Genomic DNA, 20,690 nt, shown 5'->3' on the forward strand with positions numbered 1-20,690 from the left:
TATGCTAGAACTTAAAAATATAAAAAAGACATTTTATCCTGGTACTGTAAATGAAAAGAAAGCTTTACAAGGAATAGACTTAACTCTTGACAAGGGAGATTTTGTAACTATTATAGGTTCAAATGGTGCAGGAAAATCTACACTGTTTAATGCTATATCAGGAAACTTTAGAATAGATACTGGTAAAGTTATTTTAGATGGAAAAGATATAACTTCATTGCCTTTTCACAAAAGAGCTTATGATATAGGAAGGTTATTTCAAGATACATTAAAGGGAACAGCGCCATCTATGACTATTGAAGAAAACTTAGCTATTGCATATACTAGAAAAGCAAAACCAAGTTTCTTTGCTGTAAATAAAAGAGATAATGCGTATTTTTATGAATTAATTAAAAGGCTAGATATAGGACTTGAAGAGAGAATGAAATCAAAAGTAGGGCAATTATCAGGTGGGCAGAGACAAGCTATAACTTTACTTATGGCAACTATATCTAAACCTAAATTATTATTGTTAGACGAACATACGGCAGCTTTAGATCCAGAGACAGCTAAAAAAATCTTAAATATTACTACAGAGTTAGTGGAAGAATCTAATATAACAACAATGATGATTACACATGATATAAATGCTGCATTAAATATAGGAAATAGAACAATAATGATGGATGACGGTAGGATCATATTAGATATAAAAGGCGAAGAAAGAAAAAATATGACTGTGGAAAAATTACTAGAATGTTATTCAAAAGAAAGTAAGAAAAAACTAGCTAACGATAGAATGTTATTTTCATAATAAAATATATTGAAATTTAAAATGAAATATGATAGTATATAGTTTGTGCTAGTACGGGCGGTCCTCTGTTAGATTATAGCTTTAGCATGAACGTCAAATTATCATTTAGGAGGGAATGCACAATGAACGAATTATTAAGACAAATAGAAGCAGAACAACTTAGAAACGATTTACCAGAATTCAATGTTGGAGACAATGTAAGAGTTCACGTAAAAATCAAAGAAGGTAACAGAGAAAGAGTTCAAGCTTTCGAAGGAACTGTAATTAAGAAGCAAAATGGTGGAGCAAGAGAAACTTTCACAGTAAGAAGAGTTGCATACGGAACTGGTGTTGAAAGAACATTCCCAATTAACTCACCAATCATTGAAAAGCTAGAAGTAACTAGAAGAGGTAAAGTAAGAAGATCTAAGTTATACTACTTAAGAGATAGAGTAGGTAAGGCTGCTAAGGTTAAAGAATTATTAAGATAATTTCTTTTAAAAATGGGGACTGTTATAGGTCCCTTTTTTTACTCTTTAGGAAATTATATTTTAAATGAGGAGGGATTTTAGTGCCCCGTAATAATAAAAGAACTAAAAAAGAAAATAATAATAACAATGAAAATAGAACTGTAAGCATTAACTGGTTCCCGGGACATATGAAAAAAACTCAAAGGGAAATAAAAGAAAATTTAAAACTTGTAGATGCGGTTATTGAGATAAGAGATGCTAGAATTCCTAGAAGTTCTGCTAATCCAGATATAGATAAATTAATAGAAAATAAGCCAAGAATAATACTTCTTAATAAATGTGACTTGGCAAATAAAAACGTAACAAAGGAATGGATTAAATCATTATCTAATAGCAATGTTAAAGTCTTAGAAGTAAATTGTTTAAATGGTATTGGTATTAATGCAATTAAACCAGCATTATTAGAACTTCTTAAAGAGAAGCATGATAGGTTAAAAGCTAAAGGATTAGTTAAAATTGTAACAAGAGTAATGGTTGTTGGTATACCTAATTGTGGTAAATCAACATTTATTAATAGAATGGCCAAGAATTCTATAGCTAAAACAGGTGATAGACCAGGAGTTACGAAAAATAAGCAGTGGATAAAAACTTCCCTTGGAGTTGAACTACTAGATACACCAGGAGTATTATGGCCTAAATTTAATGATGATGAAACAGCACTTAATCTAGCGTTTACTGGGGCAATAAGAGATGAAATAATGGATATAGAAGAGCTTGCATTAAAGCTAGTTGATAGATTACAAGAACATTATACAGATCAATTAATTGCAAGATACAAATTAGATGAAGTTTATGAAAATCCATTAGAAACTTTAGATGCAATTGCTATAAAGAGAGGATGCATAAAGAAAGGCAAAGAGATAGATTATAATAGAATAGCTGTATTATTACTAGATGAATTTAGAGGCGGAAAAATAGGCAATATAACTCTAGAATGGCCAGATAAGAAGAGTGAGAGAAATGAATAAAATAGTTATAGAGGAAATATCTAAGTTGAATTATAAAGAAGTTAAGGAGCTTGTTTCTAATATAGATGTAAAGAACTTTATGAATACTTCTGAATATGAGGTACTTATTAATACATTAAAATCAGATAAAAGAAAAAATGTTAATTCATTAGGAGATAAACTAAAAAAAGCTAAAGATAAATTTATAAATGAGATACAAAGAACTAAAAATATGTATAGTTTTGATAAATCATATGGATATAATATCGTAGCAGGGGTTGATGAGGTTGGAAGAGGACCTTTGGCAGGACCTATAGTTGCATGTGCTGTGATATTAGATTTAAATGCAATAGATGATGAACTTATTTTAGAATTAAATGATTCAAAAAAATTATCTAAGAAAAAGAGAGAAGAATTATCTGAGATAATAAAAGAAAAAGCACTATGTTATAAAATAGCAGAATGTTCTAATGAAGAAATAGATGAAAAAGGAATTAGCTATTGTAATAATAAGGTGTTTTTAGATAGTGTAAATAATCTAGAAATAAAACCAGAATTAGTACTTTCAGATGGCTACTTGGTGAAAAATATAACTATAAATAATGAAGCTGTTATAAAAGGAGATACAAAAAGTGCTTGTATTGCTGCTGCTTCAATTGTTGCAAAGGTATATAGAGATAACCTTATGGAGGAATACGCTAAGACATATCCATATTATGATTTTGAAGAAAATGCTGGATATGGAACTAGTAAACATATAGACGAAATAAAAAAACATGGTGTATGTCCTATACATAGAAAATGTTTTTTGACTAAAATTATGAATAAATAAAACAATTATTATAGAAGTTGTGTTTGTATAATGATATTGTTAAAAACAATTTTCTAAATAGTTAATATCATAATTGTTATTGTCATAATTAAAATATATTTCACAAACGTCAAATCGCGCATATAAGTCAAATAAAGAATTTCTTATTATATATAGGTGGGCTATTTTCCTAATATTTGATATCTTAGAGGGTGTAATGCTCTCTAAAGGTATCCCATATTTGTAAGAATATCTACTCTTAACTTCTGTGAATACTAGCAAATTACCCTTCCTAGAGATAATATCTATCTCGCCTATCTTACATGTAAAATTCCTATCAAGAATAACGTAACCATTATTGGTTAAAAAATCACAAGTTAAATCTTCACCATAATAGCCTATTGCTTTATTGAAATGTTTCATAATTACTCCATTATTATAAATTTTTAAATTACATTTATATTATCTACAATTTTAGAAATTATATTCCTTATGTATAAAAAAATTAGTGTAGGCAATAATTATTAAGGAAGTAATTTAAGAATTGGAGATTTGTTTTAATGACTGTTAAGATTAAAAGCGGTACTTTTAGTAATCTAGAAGGAATCATCGTGGAAGTAGAAGTCGATATTACACCAGGACTTCCGAAGTTTTCTATTGTTGGACTTCCAGATGCTTCGGTTAAGGAATCTAGTGAAAGAGTAAGAACGGCAATTATAAATAGTGGATATCATTATCCTTTAGGCAAGATAACAGTAGGGCTTGCACCAGCTGTTATAAGAAAAATAGGATCTCTATTAGATTTACCTATTGCATTAGCAATTCTTATGGAAACTAATCAGATAAGACAAATGAATCTTGATAATTATCTTGTCTTTGGAGAATTATCATTATCAGGTGATATAAGGAGAGTAAGAGGAACTCTTCCTATTATGCTATGTGGTATAGATAATAATATACAAAACTTTATATTTCCTTATGATAATATTAATGAATGTAGATATAATAAGTCTGTTAATTGTTATCCGTTTAAGCGCTTAATAGAGGTTACCGAATATATTAATTATGAGAATAGTTTACCTTATGATGAATATGATGATGAAGATAAAGATGCTGTTTATATGGATTTTGATGATATAATAGGGCAAGAAACAGCTAAGAGGGCAATGCTTATAGCTGCTAGTGGTAATCATAATATTTCATTATTTGGAAGTACTGGTTGTGGGAAAACTATGCTAGCAAAAGCACTTCCATCAATATTACCAAAGCTTACATTAGAGGAAGAAATTGAGATAGCAAAGATATACAGTATAGTGGGGCTTATGCCTAAAGTGGGTAGGATAGGCAGACCGATAAGATGTCCTCATCATACAGTTACCAAAACAGCACTTATAGGTGGTGGTCGCTATATTACCGCTGGAGAGGTTACGTTAGCACATAATGGTGTGTTGTTTTTAGATGAAATATTAGAATTTAAAAAAGATGTTTTAGAAACATTGAGAGAACCTCTAGAGGATAAAGTTGTTAGAATAAATAGGTTGTGCAATGAACAGATATTACCTGCAAAATTCTTGTTAACTACAACTAGTAATTTATGTCCATGTGGAAAATCAGATTTTATGATTATAAATGGGGATAGGGAATCATGTACATGTAGTGATAACGAGAAAAAACGATATTTTAATAGAATGTCAAAGGCTATTAAAGATAGAATTGATATTTTTGCCTATGTACCTAGAATAAAATATGAAGAAATTGCAGAGAATAAAGAGAATACTATGTATACATCAGAAAATATGAGAAGAATTGTAATGAGAGCTAGAGATATTCAATTAGAGAGGTTTAAGGGAACTAAATATTTATATAATTCAGATATAAGAGGTAAAGATATATTTGAATTATGTAGGGTTAGTAGTAGTATACAATTTCTATTAAATGATTATTATAATGTAGCAAGTCCATCACTTAGAGCATATGGTAAGGTCATTACACTAGCTAGAACCATAAGTGATATATCTGAGAAAAAAGATATAACAGAAGAAGATATATTTGAAGCTATAAGTTACAGAAAGGATTGTCATGGGAATATAATATGAGTGAAGTAAATGTTTACAAGATGTGGTATTACCTACTAAAGATTAATAATAGTGCAAAAATAACTATTATAGAAGAATTCAAGGATGAAGAAGTTATATACAATAATATTGAATATATTCTAAACATAAAAAAGATAAAATATAGTGATTATAATAAAACTAATGAATTGGAAAAAGCAAAGTCTATTATAGAGTCTATAAGTAAAAGTAATATAAAATTTTTAACATATACTGATGATGGATATCCTAAAATGTTAAAATATACGATAGATGCGCCATATGCCTTATTTTACAAGGGTAGAAAAGAAATTCTAAGTACAAGAATTGTTGCAATTATTGGTTCTAGAAAAGCATCAGTTTATGGAGGTGAAATTACAAAATTATTGACAAAAGAGCTAAGAAGTTATAATATCACAATAATAAGTGGTGGTGCTAGAGGGATAGATACTGTAGCGCATAAAAGCACATTAAACAATGGTGGAAACACTATTGTTGTATTAGGATGTGGTATAGATGTCACTTACCCAAAAGAAAATAAAAAATTATTTGATGAAGTTATAGAAAAAGGTGTAATAGTATCGGAATTTTTGCCAGGGACACCGCCGTTAAAATATAATTTTCCTATTAGAAATAGGATTATAAGCGGAATGTCTGAGCTTGTAATCGTGGTGGAAGCTGCAAAGCGTAGTGGAACTCTTATAACTGTTGATTATGCTTTAGAGCAAGGAAGAGAAGTTATGGCGGTTCCAGGAATGATTATAGGTGGAGGTAGCAGTGGGTGTTTAAATCTTATTAAAGATGGAGCGCATATGTTTACTGAAATGGAAGATTTACGATTTGTTTTAGGCCTAGAAGAACAGAGATGTTATGATAATAATTTATCAGATATTGAAAATAAAATTTTAGATATTATTGATGGGGAACCTACACATATAGATAAAATTAGTGAACAATCATTTGTTGACAGAAAAGCCTTATATAAAGTATTATTTGAAATGCAGAAAAAGAATGTTATAGTAAGTTTACCCGGAAATTATTATGCCAAAATTATTTAGGTTAAGGGGGTGAACTCCTTTTTGGAGTTTTAGTATGGGACAAAAGTTAGTAATAGTTGAGTCGCCAGCAAAGGCGAAGACAATAGAAAAATATTTAGGAAAAAATTATATAGTAGAAGCTTCAATGGGGCATGTAAGAGATTTGCCAAAGAGTAAGCTTGGAGTAGATATAGAAAATAATTTTGAACCTAAATATATAACTATAAGAGGAAAAGGAGAATTGTTGAGTAAGCTAAAAAAAATAGCTAAAAAATGCGATAAAGTATATCTTGCAACCGACCCTGACCGTGAAGGTGAGGCGATATCATGGCATTTAGCGAATATATTAAGTATTCCAGAGGATAAAAAGTGCAGAATTGTTTTTAATGAAATAACAAAGACTGCTGTTAAGTCCTCTATAAAGGAAGCTAGACAAGTAAAATTAGATTTGGTTGATGCACAACAAGCAAGAAGAATATTAGATAGATTAGTAGGTTATCAGATAAGTCCTATTTTATGGAAAAATGTAAAATGGGGGTTAAGTGCAGGTAGAGTTCAATCAGCAGCTTTAAAGCTTATTTGCAATAGAGAAGAAGAAATAAAAGCTTTTGTGCCTAAAGAATATTGGACAATAGATACAATTATAAAAAAGGATAAAAAGAAATTTCCAATTAAGTTAAATTCTAAATCAGGTAAAAAAATAGAAATAGAATCTGAAGAAGAGGCAAATGCAATATTAAAAGAAATACAAAATGGTAAGTTTATAGTTAAAGATATAAAGATGGGTAAAAAGATGAAAAATCCATTGCCACCATTTACAACTAGTACTCTTCAACAAGAAGCTAACAAAAAAATAAATTTCATAACTAGAAAAACAATGTCAGTTGCACAAACATTGTATGAAGGTGTTGAAGTTAAGGGATATGGAACAGTAGGTTTGATTACTTATATGAGAACTGATTCTGTAAGAATATCTAAAGAAGCTCAAGATGGAGCGTTAGAATTTATAGAAAAAACTTATGGAGAAGAATATAAACCAGATAGCCCTAGGGTTTATAAGAGTAAAAAGAATATTCAAGATGCCCATGAAGCTATAAGACCTACATATATTGAGATTACTCCAGAAGTTGCCAAGGCTAATTTGACTCCTGAACAGTTTAAATTATATAGTTTGATTTGGAAGAGGTTTGTAGCAAGTCAGATGGCATCATGTAGACTGAAAACTAATTCTATAGAGATAGTAAATGGAGAATATTTATTTAAAGCAAGTGGATCTGTTATAGATTTTGATGGATTTATGAAAATCTATGAATATACTTCAGATAGTGAAGATGATGCAGGAATATTACCTGTTCTTACAGAGGGAGAAGAAGTAAAAAGTGAGTCAATAGATGCAACTCAACATTTTACAGCTCCACCTGCTAGATATACTGAAGCATCCTTTGTAAAATTATTAGAAGAAAAGGGAATAGGTAGACCAAGTACTTATGTACCAACTATATCTACATTATTAAGTAGAGAATATATAGTAAGAGAAAAGAAAAATTTAATACCTACTGAACTAGGCTTTATTGTAACTAATATAATGAGTGAATATTTTAAGGAAATAGTAGATGTTGACTTTACAGCTGAAATGGAGAGAAATTTAGACAGTATAGAAGAAGGCAAGATTAAGTGGAAGAATGTAGTGGAAGATTTCTATAAACCATTAAAGATAGAATTAGATAAGGCTGAAAAGGAAATATCTAAAGTAGTTATAGAAGATGAAGTAACTGACATTCCTTGTGATAAGTGTGGCAGAATGATGGTTATAAAACACGGAAGATATGGAAAGTTTTTGGCATGTCCTGGATATCCAGAGTGTAAAAACGCAAAACCAATAGTAGAAGAGTTGGATGTTCCATGTCCTGAATGTGGTAAAAAAATAGTAGTAAAAAGAAGTAAAAAAGGCAAGAAGTTCTTTGGTTGTTCAGGATATCCCGATTGTAAGTTCGTTAGTTGGAATGAACCTGTTTCAGAAAAGTGTCCAGAATGCAATTCGTATATGGTGAAAAAATATTCTAAAAAAACTGGAGAATATTATCAATGTTCTAATTCAGAATGTGGATATAAGAAAGAATTACCTAAAGATGATAAAAAAGAATAGTAAAAATTGAATAAGGAAAAAAAGTTGAAAATGATTTCCCCCTATGATAAAATGGAGAAAATGTTAGAATTGTATAGAAAATTTAAACAATTTAGAATATTGATGCTATTTATAGGGGGAGTTTTTTATGTCTTCATTATTAACTAAAACTAGACGACTTAATAAGGTATTACAGAAATCAGGACCTGATGCTTTAGTTTTTGATGATATATGTAAGTTGTTATGTGAAGTGTTAGAATGCAATGTTTATGTTGCAAGCAGAAAAGGGAAGGTTATAGGACATACATTTTGCAGTGACTTTGAATGCGAAGTTATGAAGAAAAAAGTAGTAGACGAAAAGAGATTCCCAAAAGAATATAATGATAAACTACTTAAAATATCGGAAACCATAGCTAATATGCCGTATAAGGGAAATTGTGTATTTGAAGGAGAAGGGGAATGCCCTGCTGAAAATAAATTAACTACTATAGTCCCTATTATTGGCAATAGGGAAAGACTTGGTACTTTGATATTAGCTAGATTTGGGAAACCATTTATTGATGATGACTTGGTTATAGTGGAATATAGTGCAACAATCATAGGGATGGAAATGCTTAAAGCTAAGAAGTTAGAACAAGAAGAGGACGCAAGAAAAAAATCAGTAGTTCAATTAGCTATAGGAACATTATCTTATTCAGAACTTGAAGCTGTTGAACATATATTTGATGAATTAGATGGTACAGAAGGTTTATTAGTTGCATCAAAGATAGCAGATAAAGTTGGTATAACTAGAAGTGTAATAGTTAATGCTCTTAGAAAGTTTGAGAGTGCAGGAGTGATTGAATCAAGGTCGTTAGGAATGAAGGGCACACATATTAAGATATTGAATGAAAAATTAGTAGAAGAATTAAAGAAAATTAGATAAAAGCATAGAATGCTAAATCAAAGTGATATTATGTTTTTGTAAATGGCATAATTTCATTGGAAATTTACAAATGTGAAAAATTAAGTTAGCTAAATGTTGTAAACTTACTAAAGTTCGAATAGTACAACATTTTAGATGCTAACTTAATTTTTGCTTTATAGGCCATTATGTTAAATGTAAACATGTGAAAAAAGTATCACAAACATAGTGCTTGCTATGGTTTTTAAATACTATAAGTTTTTTTAATGACTATGTTGTTGTTTTAATTATTAAAGAAGGCAAAAGCTTTGTCGAAACAATAGCATTATATATTTTAATATATGGATATAAAAATATAATGTAAAAAAAATAAAAATAATGTTGATAGAGAATAATCAATATGTTATACTAACAAAGGTAATAAAATACACACATTATCTACGGTTCAATTGGTGCCAAGATTTTTGGTGGTTGAATCAGCAATGGATAGTGGAGGAAAAACCAGGAGGTAGAAAACATGGCAGTTATATCAATGAAACAATTATTAGAAGCTGGTGTACATTTCGGACACCAAACAAGAAGATGGAACCCTAAAATGGCTCCTTATATATTTACAGAAAGAAACGGAATCTATATAATAGATTTACAAAAAACTGTAAAGAAAGCTGAAGAAGCTTATGAATTTATTAAGAGCGTAGCAGCAGAAGGAAAAGACGTATTATTCGTAGGAACTAAGAAACAAGCTCAAGAAGCTATAGAAGAAGAAGCTATAAGATCAAACATGCACTTTGTAAACAACAGATGGTTAGGTGGTATGTTAACTAACTTTACAACAATTCAAACAAGAATTAAGAAGTTAGAAGAATTAGAAAAGATGGAAGAAGACGGAACATTTGATGTTCTTCCTAAGAAAGAAGTTATAAAATTAAAAGCTGAAAAAGAAAAATTAGTTAAGAACCTTGGTGGAATCAAGAACTTAGATGTTGAAAACATTGGAGCTATGTTCGTTGTAGACCCAAGAAAAGAAAAGAATGCTATATCAGAAGCTAAAATATTAGGAATTCCAGTAGTAGCTATAGTAGATACTAACTGTGATCCAGAAGAAGTAGATTATGTTATCCCAGGTAACGATGATGCTATAAGAGCTGTAAAATTAATAACAGCTAGAATGGCAGACGGAATAATCGAAGCTAGACAAGGTGAAGAAATAGCTGAATAATTCTAAGAAATATAATAAGGTAGATGAAGGTCTCCTTCATTTACCTTGATTTTTAAGGAGGATATTAAATAATGATAAGCGCAAAAGTTGTTAAAGAGTTAAGAGAGAGAACTGGCGCAGGTATGATGGACTGTAAAAAGGCTCTTACTAAGACTGATGGAGATATAGAAAAAGCAATAGAATTTTTAAGAGAAAAAGGATTAGCTGCTGCTGCTAAGAAGGCTGGTAGAGTTGCTGCAGAAGGAGTTGTTAAGACTGCTCTTTCAGATGACAATAAGACAGCTGCTATAGTAGAAGTTAACTGTGAAACTGATTTCGTTGCAGAAAATGATCAATTCAAGGGATTCGTTGATAAAATATGTGCTATAATAATGGCTAATGATGTAACAACAGTTGAAGAATTAGAAGCAGTTAAGTTTGATGAAGATAATACTGTTAAAGCTGCTTTAACAGATTTAATAGCTACATTAGGCGAAAATATGACAATAAGAAGATTTAAGAAATTCTCTGTTGAAAAGGGAGCTCTTCAAACTTACATCCATGGTGGTGGAAGAATAGGAGTTGTAGTTAAAGTAGAATGCGATTCAGATTCAGAAGTACTTGCTCAAGTAGGTAAAGAATTATGTATGCAAATAGCTGCTGCAAATCCATTATTCTTAACAGAAGCAGATGTTGATCAAGAATCAATAAACAAAGAAAAAGAAATCTACAGAGTTCAAGCATTAAATGAAGGAAAACCTGAAAAAATCGTTGAAAAAATGGTTGAAGGTAGAATTAAGAAATACTACAAAGAAGTATGCTTAATGGATCAAGTTTGGGTTAAAGACGGAGATAAGACTATAACTAAATTTGTAGAAGAAAAAGCAAAAGAAGTTGGTTCTCCAATTTCAGTAACTGAATTCGTTAGATACGAAAGAGGCGAAGGAATCGAAAAAGTAGTTGAAGATTTCGCTGCTGAAGTTGCTAAACAAATGGGCAAATAATTTTTGAATTTAAGAGAGAACACAACGTGTTCTCTTTTTTTAAAGAAGTAGAATATAAAATTTGTTTTTTTAATATATATGATTAGTGGAGGTATATTTATGACTAAATGTAAGTATAAGAGAGTAATGCTAAAACTATCTGGAGAAGCTTTAGCAGGTGAAAACGGATTTAGATTAGATTTTAGCGTTGCAAAGGAAATAGCTCTTGAAATAAAAAAATTAGTTGATATGGGTGTAGAAGTAGGAGCTGTAGTTGGTGGCGGAAACATATGGAGAGGCAGAAGTGGAGAAGGTATGGACAGAACAACTGCTGATTATATGGGAATGATGGCTACATGTATAAATGCATTAGCACTTCAAGATTCATTAGAACAAGTAGGTGTTATGACTAGAGTACAAACAGCTATAGAAATGAAAGAAATAGCAGAACCATTTATTAGAAGAAGAGCTATGAGACATTTAGAAAAGGGAAGAGTAGTTATTTTTGCAGCTGGAACAGGAAACCCATATTTCTCAACAGATACTACAGCAGCATTAAGAGCTGCAGAAATAGAAGCCGAAGTTATCTTACTTGCAAAGAAAGTTGATGGAGTATATGATAAAGATCCTCATAAATATCCTGATGCTAAAAAATATAATACACTTTCTTATATAGAAGTGTTAGATCAAGGCTTACAAGTTATGGATTCTACAGCTATTACTTTATGTATGGATAATGATATCCCAATATTAGTGTTTGGATTAGATAATCCTGAAAATATATATAAAGCAATTACTGGTGAAGAAATCGGTACAATTGTTTCACGTAAGTAGGAGGAGTATTTTATGAAAGAAATTATTAAAAAGTCAGGGGAAAAGATGCAAAAAACTATAGCAAAGTTGCAATCGGATTTGGCTACAATGAAAGCAGGAAGAGCAAACCCAACAATGCTTGATAGAGTACAAGTAGAGTATTATGGAAGTTTATGTCCAATCAATCAAGTGGCAAATGTTAGTGCACCAGAGCCTAGAGTATTAATGATTACTCCTTGGGAAAAAACAGTTTTAAAGGATATTGAAAGAGCAATATTAAAATCTGATTTAGGATTAAATCCTTCAAATGATGGTAATGTGATTAGATTAGTTGTTCCTGAATTGACAGAAGAAACAAGAAAAGCTTTAGTTAAGAATGTTAAGAAAACAGGTGAAGATGCTAAAGTAGCAATAAGATCTATAAGAAGAGATGCAAATGATAAACTTAAGGCATTAAAGAAAGAATTAGATATATCTGAAGATGAACTTAAAAAGGCAGAAGATGATGTTCAAAAAGAAACAGATTCATTTGTAAAGAAAATAGATGAAATAATAGTTGCAAAAGAAAAAGAAATTATGTCAATATAACTTAATCTACATTAATTAGAGAAAGGCTGTACAGAATTTTATGTTGTACAGCCTTTGATACAATAAATTAAGGAGAGAGTGGCTATATGAGATTTTTTAGAAAAGAACAGGAGTTGCAAGTAGATAACTCAGAATTAGATATGAATAACATACCTAAACATATTGCAATTATAATGGATGGAAATGGTAGATGGGCTAAAGCTAGAAATTTACCAAGAACAATGGGACACAAAGCAGGAGTTGAAACTATTAGAAATATAGTAAAAGAAGCTGATGCTTTAGGGGTAAAGTATGTAACATTTTATGCGTTTTCAACTGAGAATTGGAAAAGACCTAAGGAAGAAGTTAATGCATTAATGAAGCTTTTAGTTCAATATTTGAGAAAAGAATTAGATGAGCTTCATGAAAATGGAGTTGTAATTAATGTGTTAGGTGATATATCTAGATTACCACAAGAATGTATAAATGAAATTAACAGGGCAAAGGAAAAAACAAAGAACAATACTGGACTTGTTATGAATATGGCATTAAACTATGGAGGAAGAGCTGAAATAGTTAGAGCTATAAAAAATATTGTACTAGACGCAAAAGAAGAAAAAATAGATATAAATGATATTGATGAGGCTTTTGTAAATAAATATTTATATACTGCTAATATGCCTGATCCAGATATGATAATTAGACCATCAGGTGAACAAAGATTAAGTAATTTCTTATTATGGCAATGTGCTTATTCAGAATTTTGGTATTCAGATATTAATTGGCCTGACTTTACTGCTGAAAATCTAAAAGAAGCAATAATAGATTATCAAAAAAGAAATAGAAGATTTGGTGGCGTATAGAAAAGACGAGGGGTGAACTTATGAAATCTGATAATAGATATTTAGGCGCGTTGATGATTGCACCATTTATTATATTTATATTTTTAGGTGGTATTCCACTTGAGATATTTACAATAGTATTATCTTTAATTGGAATGTTTGAATTCTATAGAGCTATATCTAAAAAAGAATTTAAACCTATTCAAATTGTTGGATATATAATGCTATTAATATTTTATTTGTTGAAAAATAATTTCGAATATTTATCATACATAACTATAATAGCTACTTTTATATTGTTGATGATTCCTGTTATTACAAGAAAATATTCCTTTATTGACGTGGCATTAACTCTTATGGGATTTATGTATGTTGGAATATTTTTTAGTTTTATATATTTAGTTTCAGAAAAAGAATTAGGTAATTATTATGTATGGCTTATTTTTATAGGGTCATGGATTACAGATACTTTTGCATATTATTCTGGAAGATTATTTGGAAAAACTAAATTATGTCCAGAAGTAAGTCCTAAGAAGACAGTTGAAGGATCTATAGGAGGTTTAGTTGGAGCTGCACTTATAAGTGGAGTATATGGATTAATAATTAATAATTTTGTGACTACTTTCCCTATATATCATTTTGTTATAATAGGAGCTATATGTGGAGTATTTTCTCAATTTGGTGACTTAGTTGCATCATCAATTAAGAGATATGTAGGAATAAAGGATTATAGTAAGCTTATACCAGGCCATGGTGGAATATTAGATAGATTTGATTCTATATTATTTTCTGGTGTTATTGTATTCTTTTATTTAACAATAATAATAGGTATTTAATTTATTAATAAGAAGACTAGTTCAATAGGATAATCTGTTGAATTAGTCTTTATTTTTATAGGTGGAATTAAAGGTAAGTATGAAGAATGACATGAAACAATTACAGTTAATGAAACTAATAATATTATATTTTAATTTAGTTCTAATTTCTTAATTGATAAAAATATACTTGAATTATAATGTTCTTGGAGAATGATAATGAAGGTATATAATAAATATAGAAAAATAATAGAATTAATAGTTGTTTTTGCTGTTATTACAATAATTACATTTACTTTAAAATATTATTTGAGGCCTATTTTGTATATGATGATTGTTTTTTTTGTATGTAATCCATTATATAAATTGTTAATGAGAGTTGGTTTGCCACGTAAATTAATTAGTGTCTTACTTATAATTTTTATAAATATATTACTTATTTTATTAATTATTGTTATTGGAAATAATTTATATAATTTTTTGCAGAGTATATATAATGATTTTGATTATATAGAAGAGGCTATTAATAAGATTATTGTATATTTTAAGAAAAATAGTAATATATCACTTGTTAATAAGATATATGAATTTATTAATTCTACCAGCGTAAAAAATAGTGCTATTAATACAGGAAGTCAAGTCTTTGCATATTTTATAGGAAATATACTAGCCTTCTTTTTATTGATTGATAAGGAAGAGATTTATGATGCTATTGTTAGAATAATTCCAGAAGATTTGCTGACAGAAATAATAATTAAGAGTAGGTTTATAAGAAAGATGGCAATCATTGAAATGGAATTGGTTACTTTATCAACAATAGAAACAATATTAGGTTTCTTTATTCTAGGTGTGAAGAATCCTGTTACATTAGGATTATTTTCTGGAATATTTGATATATTACCTTATGTAGGAAGAGGAATTGTATTTATTCCGATAATAATATACAATATTATAGTGAAAAACTATTTTCGAGTATTTGGACTAATATGTTTATATGCACTTGTTCAGATAAGTAGAGAAATATTAGAAGCTAAGCTATTAAGCAATAAATTTAATATACATCCTTTATTAATACTGATTTCTGTGTATATAGGTATGAAGCTATTTGGAATGATAGGAATTTTTGTTGGACCTATTTATGGAATTTTGGCAAAGGAAATAGTATATAATAATTCTGACATTTAGAGAGGAAGAAAAAAATGAGAAACGTATCCATTTTGGGAGTGACAGGTTCTATAGGAACTCAAACATTAGATGTAATTAGACAATCAAAAGGAGAATTCAATGTTGTTGGAATAACAGCTAATTCTTCTGTAGAAAAGATGAAAAAAATAATATTAGAATTTAAACCTAAATATGTAGCTATGATGGATGAAAGTAGTAGCGAAGAGATAAAAGAATTTTGTGAAAATAATAATTTAGATATAGTAGTATATAATAAAATAGAAGGTCTTATAAAAATAGCAACTTTAGATGAAATTGACATTGTAGTGACATCTGTTGTTGGTATGATAGGATTAAGACCTACTATGGAAGCTATAAGGGCTAAAAAGGATATTGCATTAGCTAACAAAGAAACCCTTGTTGTAGCAGGTGAATTAGTTATGGCAGAAGCTAAAAAAATGGGAGTTAAGATACTTCCTGTAGATTCAGAACATAGCGCAATATACCAATCTCTTAGAGGTAATGATTATAAAACATTAAAACATATTCTTTTAACTGCATCAGGTGGACCTTTTAGAGGTAAGAAAACAGATGAATTAAGAGAAATTACAGTAGAACAAGCATTAAAGCATCCTAATTGGAGTATGGGAAGTAAGATATCTATAGATTCAGCAACACTTATGAATAAAGGATTAGAGGTTATTGAAGCACATTTCTTATTTGATTGTCCTTATGATGATATTATAGTAATAGTACATCCTCAGAGTGTAGTTCATTCTATGGTTGAATATATAGATGGAAGTATTATAGCACAATTAGGTTCACAAGATATGAGACTTCCTATTCAATATGCACTTAATTATACTGATAGAAAGGAACATGTTGCTAGAACAATAGATTTTTATGAAATATCTAAGCTTACATTTGAGAAGCCAGACATGGATACATTTAGATGCTTGAAATTAGCATATAAGGCAGGAAAAAGAGGCGGACTTATGCCTACTATACTTAATGGAGCAAATGAAGTAGCTGTTGATTTATTCTTACAGAGAAAAATAAAGTTTTTAAGTATTGCAGATATGATAGAAGAAGCTTTAGATCATTTCAAGGAATATATTGATTTGGATTTGACAATAGATAACATAATAGAGGTTGATAAAAAGGTAAGAAAATACCTTTATTCAATGTATAACTAGGAGGTAAATATGAAATATATATTAGCTATTCTTGCATTAGGAGTAATGATAATTGTGCATGAATTAGGTCATTTTATTATGGCTAAATTAAACAATGTAAAGGTAGAAGATTTTTCTATAGGAATGGGACCTAAGATATTTACATATAAGGGAAAGGAAACTAATTATTCCTTGTCGCTATTACCAATAGGTGGTTATGTTACTATGTACGGACAAGATGAAGAGGTAGATGATGACAGAGGACTTTTATCTAAATCACCTCTTAGACGAATAAGTATTAGTATAGCAGGGATTTTTATGAATTTTCTTCTAGCAATTGTTATTTTTACAGCAGTATTAGGACACTTTGGTTATACTGAAACTAAAATAGATAAGTTAACTGATGATGGTGCACTAATGGAAGCTGGTGTAGAAGAAGGAAGTATTATAAAAGAAATTAACGGTAGCAAGATATTAACTTATTATGATATTGCATTATGTAATGACATATCTCAAGGTAAAGAATTAAATATAAAATATGAATATAAAGGTAAAGATAAGAGTATAACAATAACTCCAAAACCAATAGTTGAAGATGGAGTAGAGAGATATATAATGGGAGCAACGTTTACTAGAAATACTGATCCATCAATAGGAGCCTCTATTACACAATCGTTTAAACAAACTGGAACATTAGTTAAACAAACAGTAAAAACATTAATTAATTTAGTAACAGGTAAAGGTAGTTTTAAGAATGATTTAGGGGGACCAGTTACAGTAGTTAAAATGTCAGCTCAAGCTGCAGAATCAGGTTTATGGGATCTTATATATCTTGTTGGATTAATGTCTATAAGTTTAGCTGTATTTAATTTAATACCATTTCCAGCATTAGATGGTGGATGGACACTTATGCTTATTATTGAACTTATAACTAGAAAGAAAGTTCCTGATAAAGCTATGGCAGTTATGAATGGAATTGGTTTTATATTACTTATGATATTAATGGTTGCAGTAACAGTTAAAGACTTGATATATGTTGCATAGGGAGATTAAAAATGAAAAGAAGAAAAACAAGACAAGTAAAAGTAGGAAATGTATATATAGGAGGAGAAGCTGAAGTAGTTATTCAGTCTATGACTAATACAGACACCAAGGATGTAGAGAAAACTATAGATCAGATAAAAGCTCTATATAATGCGGGCTGTCAGGTGGTAAGATGTGCAGTTTTAGATGAAGAAGCAGCCGAATCTATAAAAGAGATAACAAGATTGTCTCCAATTCCAGTTGTGGCAGATATACATTTTGATTATAGATTAGCATTGAAAGCTATAGATAATGGAGTAGCTGCCCTTAGAATTAATCCAGGTAATATAGGATCTATAGATAGAGTACAAAAGGTCGTAGAAAAAGCAAAAGAAAAAAATATACCAATAAGAATAGGTGTTAACTCAGGATCTCTAGAAAAACATCTTCTAGAAAAGTATGGAAGACCAACAGCAGAAGCTTTAGTTGAAAGTGCTTTAGGTCATGTAAAGATATTAGAAGATTTAGATTTTCATGATATAGTTATATCAATAAAGTCATCTAATGTTAATATGATGATAGATAGCTATAGACTTATAGCTGAAAAATGTGATTACCCTCTTCATTTGGGTGTGACAGAAGCAGGTACAGAATTTAAAGGAACAATAAAATCTAGTATAGGAATAGGAACTCTATTAGCTGAAGGTATTGGAGATACAATAAGGGTATCTTTAACTGCTGACCCTGTTAGAGAAATAGTAGTTGCAAAAGAAATACTTAAGTCATTAGGATTAAGAAAAGATGGCTTGGAATTCATATCATGTCCTACTTGTGGAAGAACTAAAATTGATTTAATTGGAATAGCACAAGAAGTAGAAAAAAGATTAGAAGGAATTGATAAAGATATAAAAGTAGCAGTTATGGGCTGCGTAGTAAATGGGCCTGGTGAAGCTAGAGAAGCAGATATTGGAATAGCAGGTGGAAGAGGAGAAGGCATAATATTTAAGAAGGGTCAAATAATAAAAAAATGTAAAGAAGAAGATTTGGTTAATGAATTAATGAAGGAAATAGAAACATTATAAAAGGTACTTGTAATAACAATGGATATATGATATCATTGTACCTGTAGATTAATGGATATAAGGCAGAAAATGAGTGGGCAGTATAACCCGCTCTTTTGTTTATGACGCAACTACTTCTATAGATAGTTGCGTTTTTATGTAAAAATATTTATCTACAAAAATGCTAATACTATTATTAGCAGACTATAAAAACTGAATAGAGGAGGGATTGTATGCAGAAGAATGCTTTAATCCAAAGAGTAGAGGAATTAGCAGCACCTATATGTGAAGAAAATAACGTTGAGCTTTATCATGTTGAGTATGTTAGAGAAGACGGAGATAATTTTCTTAGAATATATATAGACAAAGAAGGCGGCGTATTTCTTACAGATTGTGAAGCTGTATCTAGAAGAATTAGTGATTTGCTAGATGAAGAAGATTTTATAAGTGAATCATATTATTTAGAAGTATCTTCACCAGGTCTTAATAGAGGCTTATTTAAAGAAAAACATTATTTAGATTCTATAGGTAAGGATGTATTAGTAAAAACTTCATCAGCTATAGAAGGTAAGAAGAAATTTGAAGGTAAGTTATTAAAATTTGATGATGACAATATAGTTATAAAAGAGGTAGAAGACGTTATTATACCTAGGGATAAAATAAAAACTATAAACTTAAATGGGGAAATATAAGAGGAGGATATTATTATGAACGAAGAGTTTATTAGTGCTCTAAAAGAAATAGTAAAAGAAAAAGGAATATCGGAAGACGATTTATTTACAACAATTGAAGACGCAATGGTAGCAGCTTATAAAAAGAATTATGCAAACCAAAATACTTCAGCTCAAAATGTAAGAGTAAGTATTAATCGTGAAACTGGAGAAATACATGTATATGCTCAAAAGGTAGTAGTATGTGGGGAATTATATGATGATGTTACAGAAATATCATTAGAAGAAGCTAAAGCAATTAATCCAAAATATGAAGAAGATGATATTGTAGAATTAGAAGTTACTCCTAGAAATTTTGGAAGAGTTGCAGCACAATTAGCTAAACAAGTTGTTACTCAAAGAATAAAAGAAGCTGAAAGAAATGTTGTTTATAATGAATTCAAAGAAAAAGAATTTGATATAATTACAGGTACAGTTTTAAGAAAAGAAAAAGGTTTAGTGTATGTAAGCCTTGGTAGAAAAGAAGGAATATTAACACCAAAAGAACAAATTCCAGGTGAAAAATATGAATTCAATGAAAAACTTAAGTTATATATAGTTGAAGTTAAAAATGGTTCAAAGGGTGCAAATGTATATGTTTCAAGAACACATCCAGAGCTAGTTAAGAGACTATTTGAATTAGAAGTTCCTGAAATATTCAACGGAGTTGTTGAAATAAAGAATATATCAAGAGAAGCAGGTTCAAGAAGTAAAATAGCTGTTTATTCTCATGATGAATCAGTTGATCCAATGGGCGCTTGCGTTGGTAACAAAGGAACAAGAGTACAAAAAATAGTAGATGAGTTAAAGAATGAAAAGATAGATATAATAAAATGGAGCAAAGACCCTAAGGAATTTATTGCTAATTCTTTAAGCCCTGCAAAAGTTGTAAGTGTAGAGGTTGATGAAGAAACTAAATCAGCAAAAGTTGTAGTTGAGGATAGTCAATTATCTTTGGCTATAGGAAAAGAAGGTCAAAATGTTAGACTTGCTGCAAGATTAACAGGATGGAAAATAGATATAAAGAGTGTAACTCAAGCAGCACAACAACAAGAAGAGATGCCAGAGACAGAGTTAGATGAAGAATACGAAGTAGAACAAGAAATTACAGAATAATGAG

At 29.8% G+C, this 20,690-nt stretch carries 21 protein-coding genes; 20 read left to right on the forward strand and 1 reads right to left on the reverse strand.

What is annotated here, in order from left to right; translation table 11 throughout:
• Position 1: 1 nt before the first annotated feature.
• The 4 genes from KQI77_RS11040 (at position 2) to KQI77_RS11055 (ending at position 3,081) form a co-directional block, all read left to right on the forward strand.
• Entirely contained in the window at positions 2-793 is a 792-nt protein-coding gene (locus KQI77_RS11040; protein ID WP_216390485.1) for an ABC transporter ATP-binding protein, read from the forward strand.
• Positions 794-915: 122 nt separating this feature from the next.
• Positions 916-1,263: a 50S ribosomal protein L19 gene (gene rplS, locus KQI77_RS11045; protein ID WP_216390486.1), complete on the forward strand. Its 348-nt coding sequence runs from the start codon at positions 916-918 to the stop codon at positions 1,261-1,263.
• A gap of 167 nt (positions 1,264-1,430) precedes the next feature.
• Entirely contained in the window at positions 1,431-2,270 is an 840-nt protein-coding gene (gene ylqF, locus KQI77_RS11050) for a ribosome biogenesis GTPase YlqF (RefSeq protein ID WP_216390620.1), read from the forward strand.
• Positions 2,263-3,081 carry a ribonuclease HII gene (locus tag KQI77_RS11055; protein ID WP_216390487.1) on the forward strand — a complete coding sequence of 273 codons (819 nt, stop codon included), beginning with the start codon at positions 2,263-2,265 and terminating at the stop codon, positions 3,079-3,081. The genes ylqF and KQI77_RS11055 overlap by 8 nt, the downstream gene beginning before the upstream one ends.
• Positions 3,082-3,120: 39 nt before the next feature.
• Here the strand turns inward: KQI77_RS11055 and KQI77_RS11060 are convergent, their stop codons facing one another.
• The gene (locus tag KQI77_RS11060) at positions 3,121-3,483 is read right to left on the reverse strand and encodes a YraN family protein (protein WP_216390488.1); all 363 of its coding nucleotides are present in this window, start codon (positions 3,481-3,483) and stop codon (positions 3,121-3,123) included.
• A 137-nt stretch (positions 3,484-3,620) separates the two neighbouring features.
• On the opposite strand from KQI77_RS11060, the gene KQI77_RS11065 reads away from it, so the two are divergent.
• The 16 genes from KQI77_RS11065 to nusA all read left to right on the forward strand — a co-directional run bounded on the left by KQI77_RS11065 (position 3,621) and on the right by nusA (position 20,686).
• Positions 3,621-5,156 (forward strand): YifB family Mg chelatase-like AAA ATPase, encoded by a 1,536-nt coding sequence (locus KQI77_RS11065; protein WP_216390489.1) that lies wholly within the window; start codon positions 3,621-3,623, stop codon positions 5,154-5,156.
• Positions 5,153-6,211, forward strand: coding sequence for a DNA-processing protein DprA (gene dprA, locus KQI77_RS11070; RefSeq protein WP_216390490.1), 1,059 nt, complete (start codon positions 5,153-5,155; stop codon positions 6,209-6,211). Before KQI77_RS11065 ends, dprA begins: the two co-directional genes overlap by 4 nt.
• Before the next feature lie 34 nt (positions 6,212-6,245).
• A complete protein-coding gene (topA, locus tag KQI77_RS11075; protein ID WP_216390491.1) occupies positions 6,246-8,336 on the forward strand; it encodes a type I DNA topoisomerase in 2,091 nt (696 codons plus the stop codon).
• 127 nt (positions 8,337-8,463) lie between these two features.
• On the forward strand, positions 8,464-9,240 hold the full coding sequence (gene codY, locus KQI77_RS11080; protein WP_216390492.1) for a GTP-sensing pleiotropic transcriptional regulator CodY: 777 nt from the start codon (positions 8,464-8,466) through the stop codon (positions 9,238-9,240).
• Between the two features lie 496 nt (positions 9,241-9,736).
• Complete coding sequence (gene rpsB, locus KQI77_RS11085) at positions 9,737-10,438, forward strand: 30S ribosomal protein S2 (protein WP_216390493.1); 702 nt, start codon at positions 9,737-9,739, stop codon at positions 10,436-10,438.
• Between the two features lie 71 nt (positions 10,439-10,509).
• Positions 10,510-11,421: a translation elongation factor Ts gene (gene tsf, locus KQI77_RS11090; protein ID WP_216390494.1), complete on the forward strand. Its 912-nt coding sequence runs from the start codon at positions 10,510-10,512 to the stop codon at positions 11,419-11,421.
• A 99-nt stretch (positions 11,422-11,520) separates the two neighbouring features.
• Positions 11,521-12,234, forward strand: a complete 714-nt coding sequence (gene pyrH, locus KQI77_RS11095; RefSeq protein ID WP_216390495.1) for a UMP kinase — start codon at positions 11,521-11,523, stop codon at positions 12,232-12,234.
• Positions 12,235-12,246: 12 nt separating this feature from the next.
• Entirely contained in the window at positions 12,247-12,801 is a 555-nt protein-coding gene (frr, locus tag KQI77_RS11100; RefSeq protein ID WP_216390496.1) for a ribosome recycling factor, read from the forward strand.
• A gap of 86 nt (positions 12,802-12,887) precedes the next feature.
• A complete protein-coding gene (locus tag KQI77_RS11105) occupies positions 12,888-13,643 on the forward strand; it encodes an isoprenyl transferase (RefSeq protein ID WP_216390497.1) in 756 nt (251 codons plus the stop codon).
• Between the two features lie 20 nt (positions 13,644-13,663).
• Positions 13,664-14,458: a phosphatidate cytidylyltransferase gene (locus tag KQI77_RS11110; RefSeq protein WP_216390498.1), complete on the forward strand. Its 795-nt coding sequence runs from the start codon at positions 13,664-13,666 to the stop codon at positions 14,456-14,458.
• Between the two features lie 198 nt (positions 14,459-14,656).
• Positions 14,657-15,622, forward strand: coding sequence for an AI-2E family transporter (locus tag KQI77_RS11115; protein WP_216390499.1), 966 nt, complete (start codon positions 14,657-14,659; stop codon positions 15,620-15,622).
• 14 nt (positions 15,623-15,636) lie between these two features.
• On the forward strand, positions 15,637-16,797 hold the full coding sequence (locus KQI77_RS11120) for a 1-deoxy-D-xylulose-5-phosphate reductoisomerase (RefSeq protein ID WP_216390500.1): 1,161 nt from the start codon (positions 15,637-15,639) through the stop codon (positions 16,795-16,797).
• Positions 16,798-16,806: 9 nt separating this feature from the next.
• Positions 16,807-17,820: an RIP metalloprotease gene (locus KQI77_RS11125; protein ID WP_216390501.1), complete on the forward strand. Its 1,014-nt coding sequence runs from the start codon at positions 16,807-16,809 to the stop codon at positions 17,818-17,820.
• Between the two features lie 11 nt (positions 17,821-17,831).
• The gene (gene ispG / locus KQI77_RS11130) at positions 17,832-18,881 is read left to right on the forward strand and encodes a flavodoxin-dependent (E)-4-hydroxy-3-methylbut-2-enyl-diphosphate synthase (protein ID WP_216390502.1); all 1,050 of its coding nucleotides are present in this window, start codon (positions 17,832-17,834) and stop codon (positions 18,879-18,881) included.
• Positions 18,882-19,093: 212 nt separating this feature from the next.
• Entirely contained in the window at positions 19,094-19,552 is a 459-nt protein-coding gene (gene rimP / locus KQI77_RS11135) for a ribosome maturation factor RimP (RefSeq protein WP_216390503.1), read from the forward strand.
• 15 nt (positions 19,553-19,567) lie between these two features.
• Positions 19,568-20,686, forward strand: coding sequence for a transcription termination factor NusA (gene nusA, locus KQI77_RS11140; protein ID WP_216390504.1), 1,119 nt, complete (start codon positions 19,568-19,570; stop codon positions 20,684-20,686).
• The last annotated feature ends 4 nt before the right edge of the window (positions 20,687-20,690 follow it).

The sequence above is a fragment of the Clostridium sp. MSJ-8 genome (assembly GCF_018918325.1).
In the GTDB taxonomy this organism is placed as follows: Bacteria; Bacillota; Clostridia; order Clostridiales; family Clostridiaceae; genus Clostridium.

What these genes read in the sequence shown, in the direction of transcription:
- KQI77_RS11040 (WP_216390485.1), top strand. Translation starts at nt 2, where the DNA reads ATGCTAGAACTTAAAAATATAAAAAAGACATTTTATCCTGGTACTGTA.
- rplS (WP_216390486.1), top strand. Translation starts at nt 916, where the DNA reads ATGAACGAATTATTAAGACAAATAGAAGCAGAACAACTTAGAAACGAT.
- ylqF (WP_216390620.1), top strand. Translation starts at nt 1,431, where the DNA reads ATGAAAAAAACTCAAAGGGAAATAAAAGAAAATTTAAAACTTGTAGAT.
- KQI77_RS11055 (WP_216390487.1), top strand. Translation starts at nt 2,263, where the DNA reads ATGAATAAAATAGTTATAGAGGAAATATCTAAGTTGAATTATAAAGAA.
- KQI77_RS11060 (WP_216390488.1), bottom strand. Translation starts at nt 3,483, where the DNA reads ATGAAACATTTCAATAAAGCAATAGGCTATTATGGTGAAGATTTAACT.
- KQI77_RS11065 (WP_216390489.1), top strand. Translation starts at nt 3,621, where the DNA reads ATGACTGTTAAGATTAAAAGCGGTACTTTTAGTAATCTAGAAGGAATC.
- dprA (WP_216390490.1), top strand. Translation starts at nt 5,153, where the DNA reads ATGAGTGAAGTAAATGTTTACAAGATGTGGTATTACCTACTAAAGATT.
- topA (WP_216390491.1), top strand. Translation starts at nt 6,246, where the DNA reads ATGGGACAAAAGTTAGTAATAGTTGAGTCGCCAGCAAAGGCGAAGACA.
- codY (WP_216390492.1), top strand. Translation starts at nt 8,464, where the DNA reads ATGTCTTCATTATTAACTAAAACTAGACGACTTAATAAGGTATTACAG.
- rpsB (WP_216390493.1), top strand. Translation starts at nt 9,737, where the DNA reads ATGGCAGTTATATCAATGAAACAATTATTAGAAGCTGGTGTACATTTC.
- tsf (WP_216390494.1), top strand. Translation starts at nt 10,510, where the DNA reads ATGATAAGCGCAAAAGTTGTTAAAGAGTTAAGAGAGAGAACTGGCGCA.
- pyrH (WP_216390495.1), top strand. Translation starts at nt 11,521, where the DNA reads ATGACTAAATGTAAGTATAAGAGAGTAATGCTAAAACTATCTGGAGAA.
- frr (WP_216390496.1), top strand. Translation starts at nt 12,247, where the DNA reads ATGAAAGAAATTATTAAAAAGTCAGGGGAAAAGATGCAAAAAACTATA.
- KQI77_RS11105 (WP_216390497.1), top strand. Translation starts at nt 12,888, where the DNA reads ATGAGATTTTTTAGAAAAGAACAGGAGTTGCAAGTAGATAACTCAGAA.
- KQI77_RS11110 (WP_216390498.1), top strand. Translation starts at nt 13,664, where the DNA reads ATGAAATCTGATAATAGATATTTAGGCGCGTTGATGATTGCACCATTT.
- KQI77_RS11115 (WP_216390499.1), top strand. Translation starts at nt 14,657, where the DNA reads ATGAAGGTATATAATAAATATAGAAAAATAATAGAATTAATAGTTGTT.
- KQI77_RS11120 (WP_216390500.1), top strand. Translation starts at nt 15,637, where the DNA reads ATGAGAAACGTATCCATTTTGGGAGTGACAGGTTCTATAGGAACTCAA.
- KQI77_RS11125 (WP_216390501.1), top strand. Translation starts at nt 16,807, where the DNA reads ATGAAATATATATTAGCTATTCTTGCATTAGGAGTAATGATAATTGTG.
- ispG (WP_216390502.1), top strand. Translation starts at nt 17,832, where the DNA reads ATGAAAAGAAGAAAAACAAGACAAGTAAAAGTAGGAAATGTATATATA.
- rimP (WP_216390503.1), top strand. Translation starts at nt 19,094, where the DNA reads ATGCAGAAGAATGCTTTAATCCAAAGAGTAGAGGAATTAGCAGCACCT.
- nusA (WP_216390504.1), top strand. Translation starts at nt 19,568, where the DNA reads ATGAACGAAGAGTTTATTAGTGCTCTAAAAGAAATAGTAAAAGAAAAA.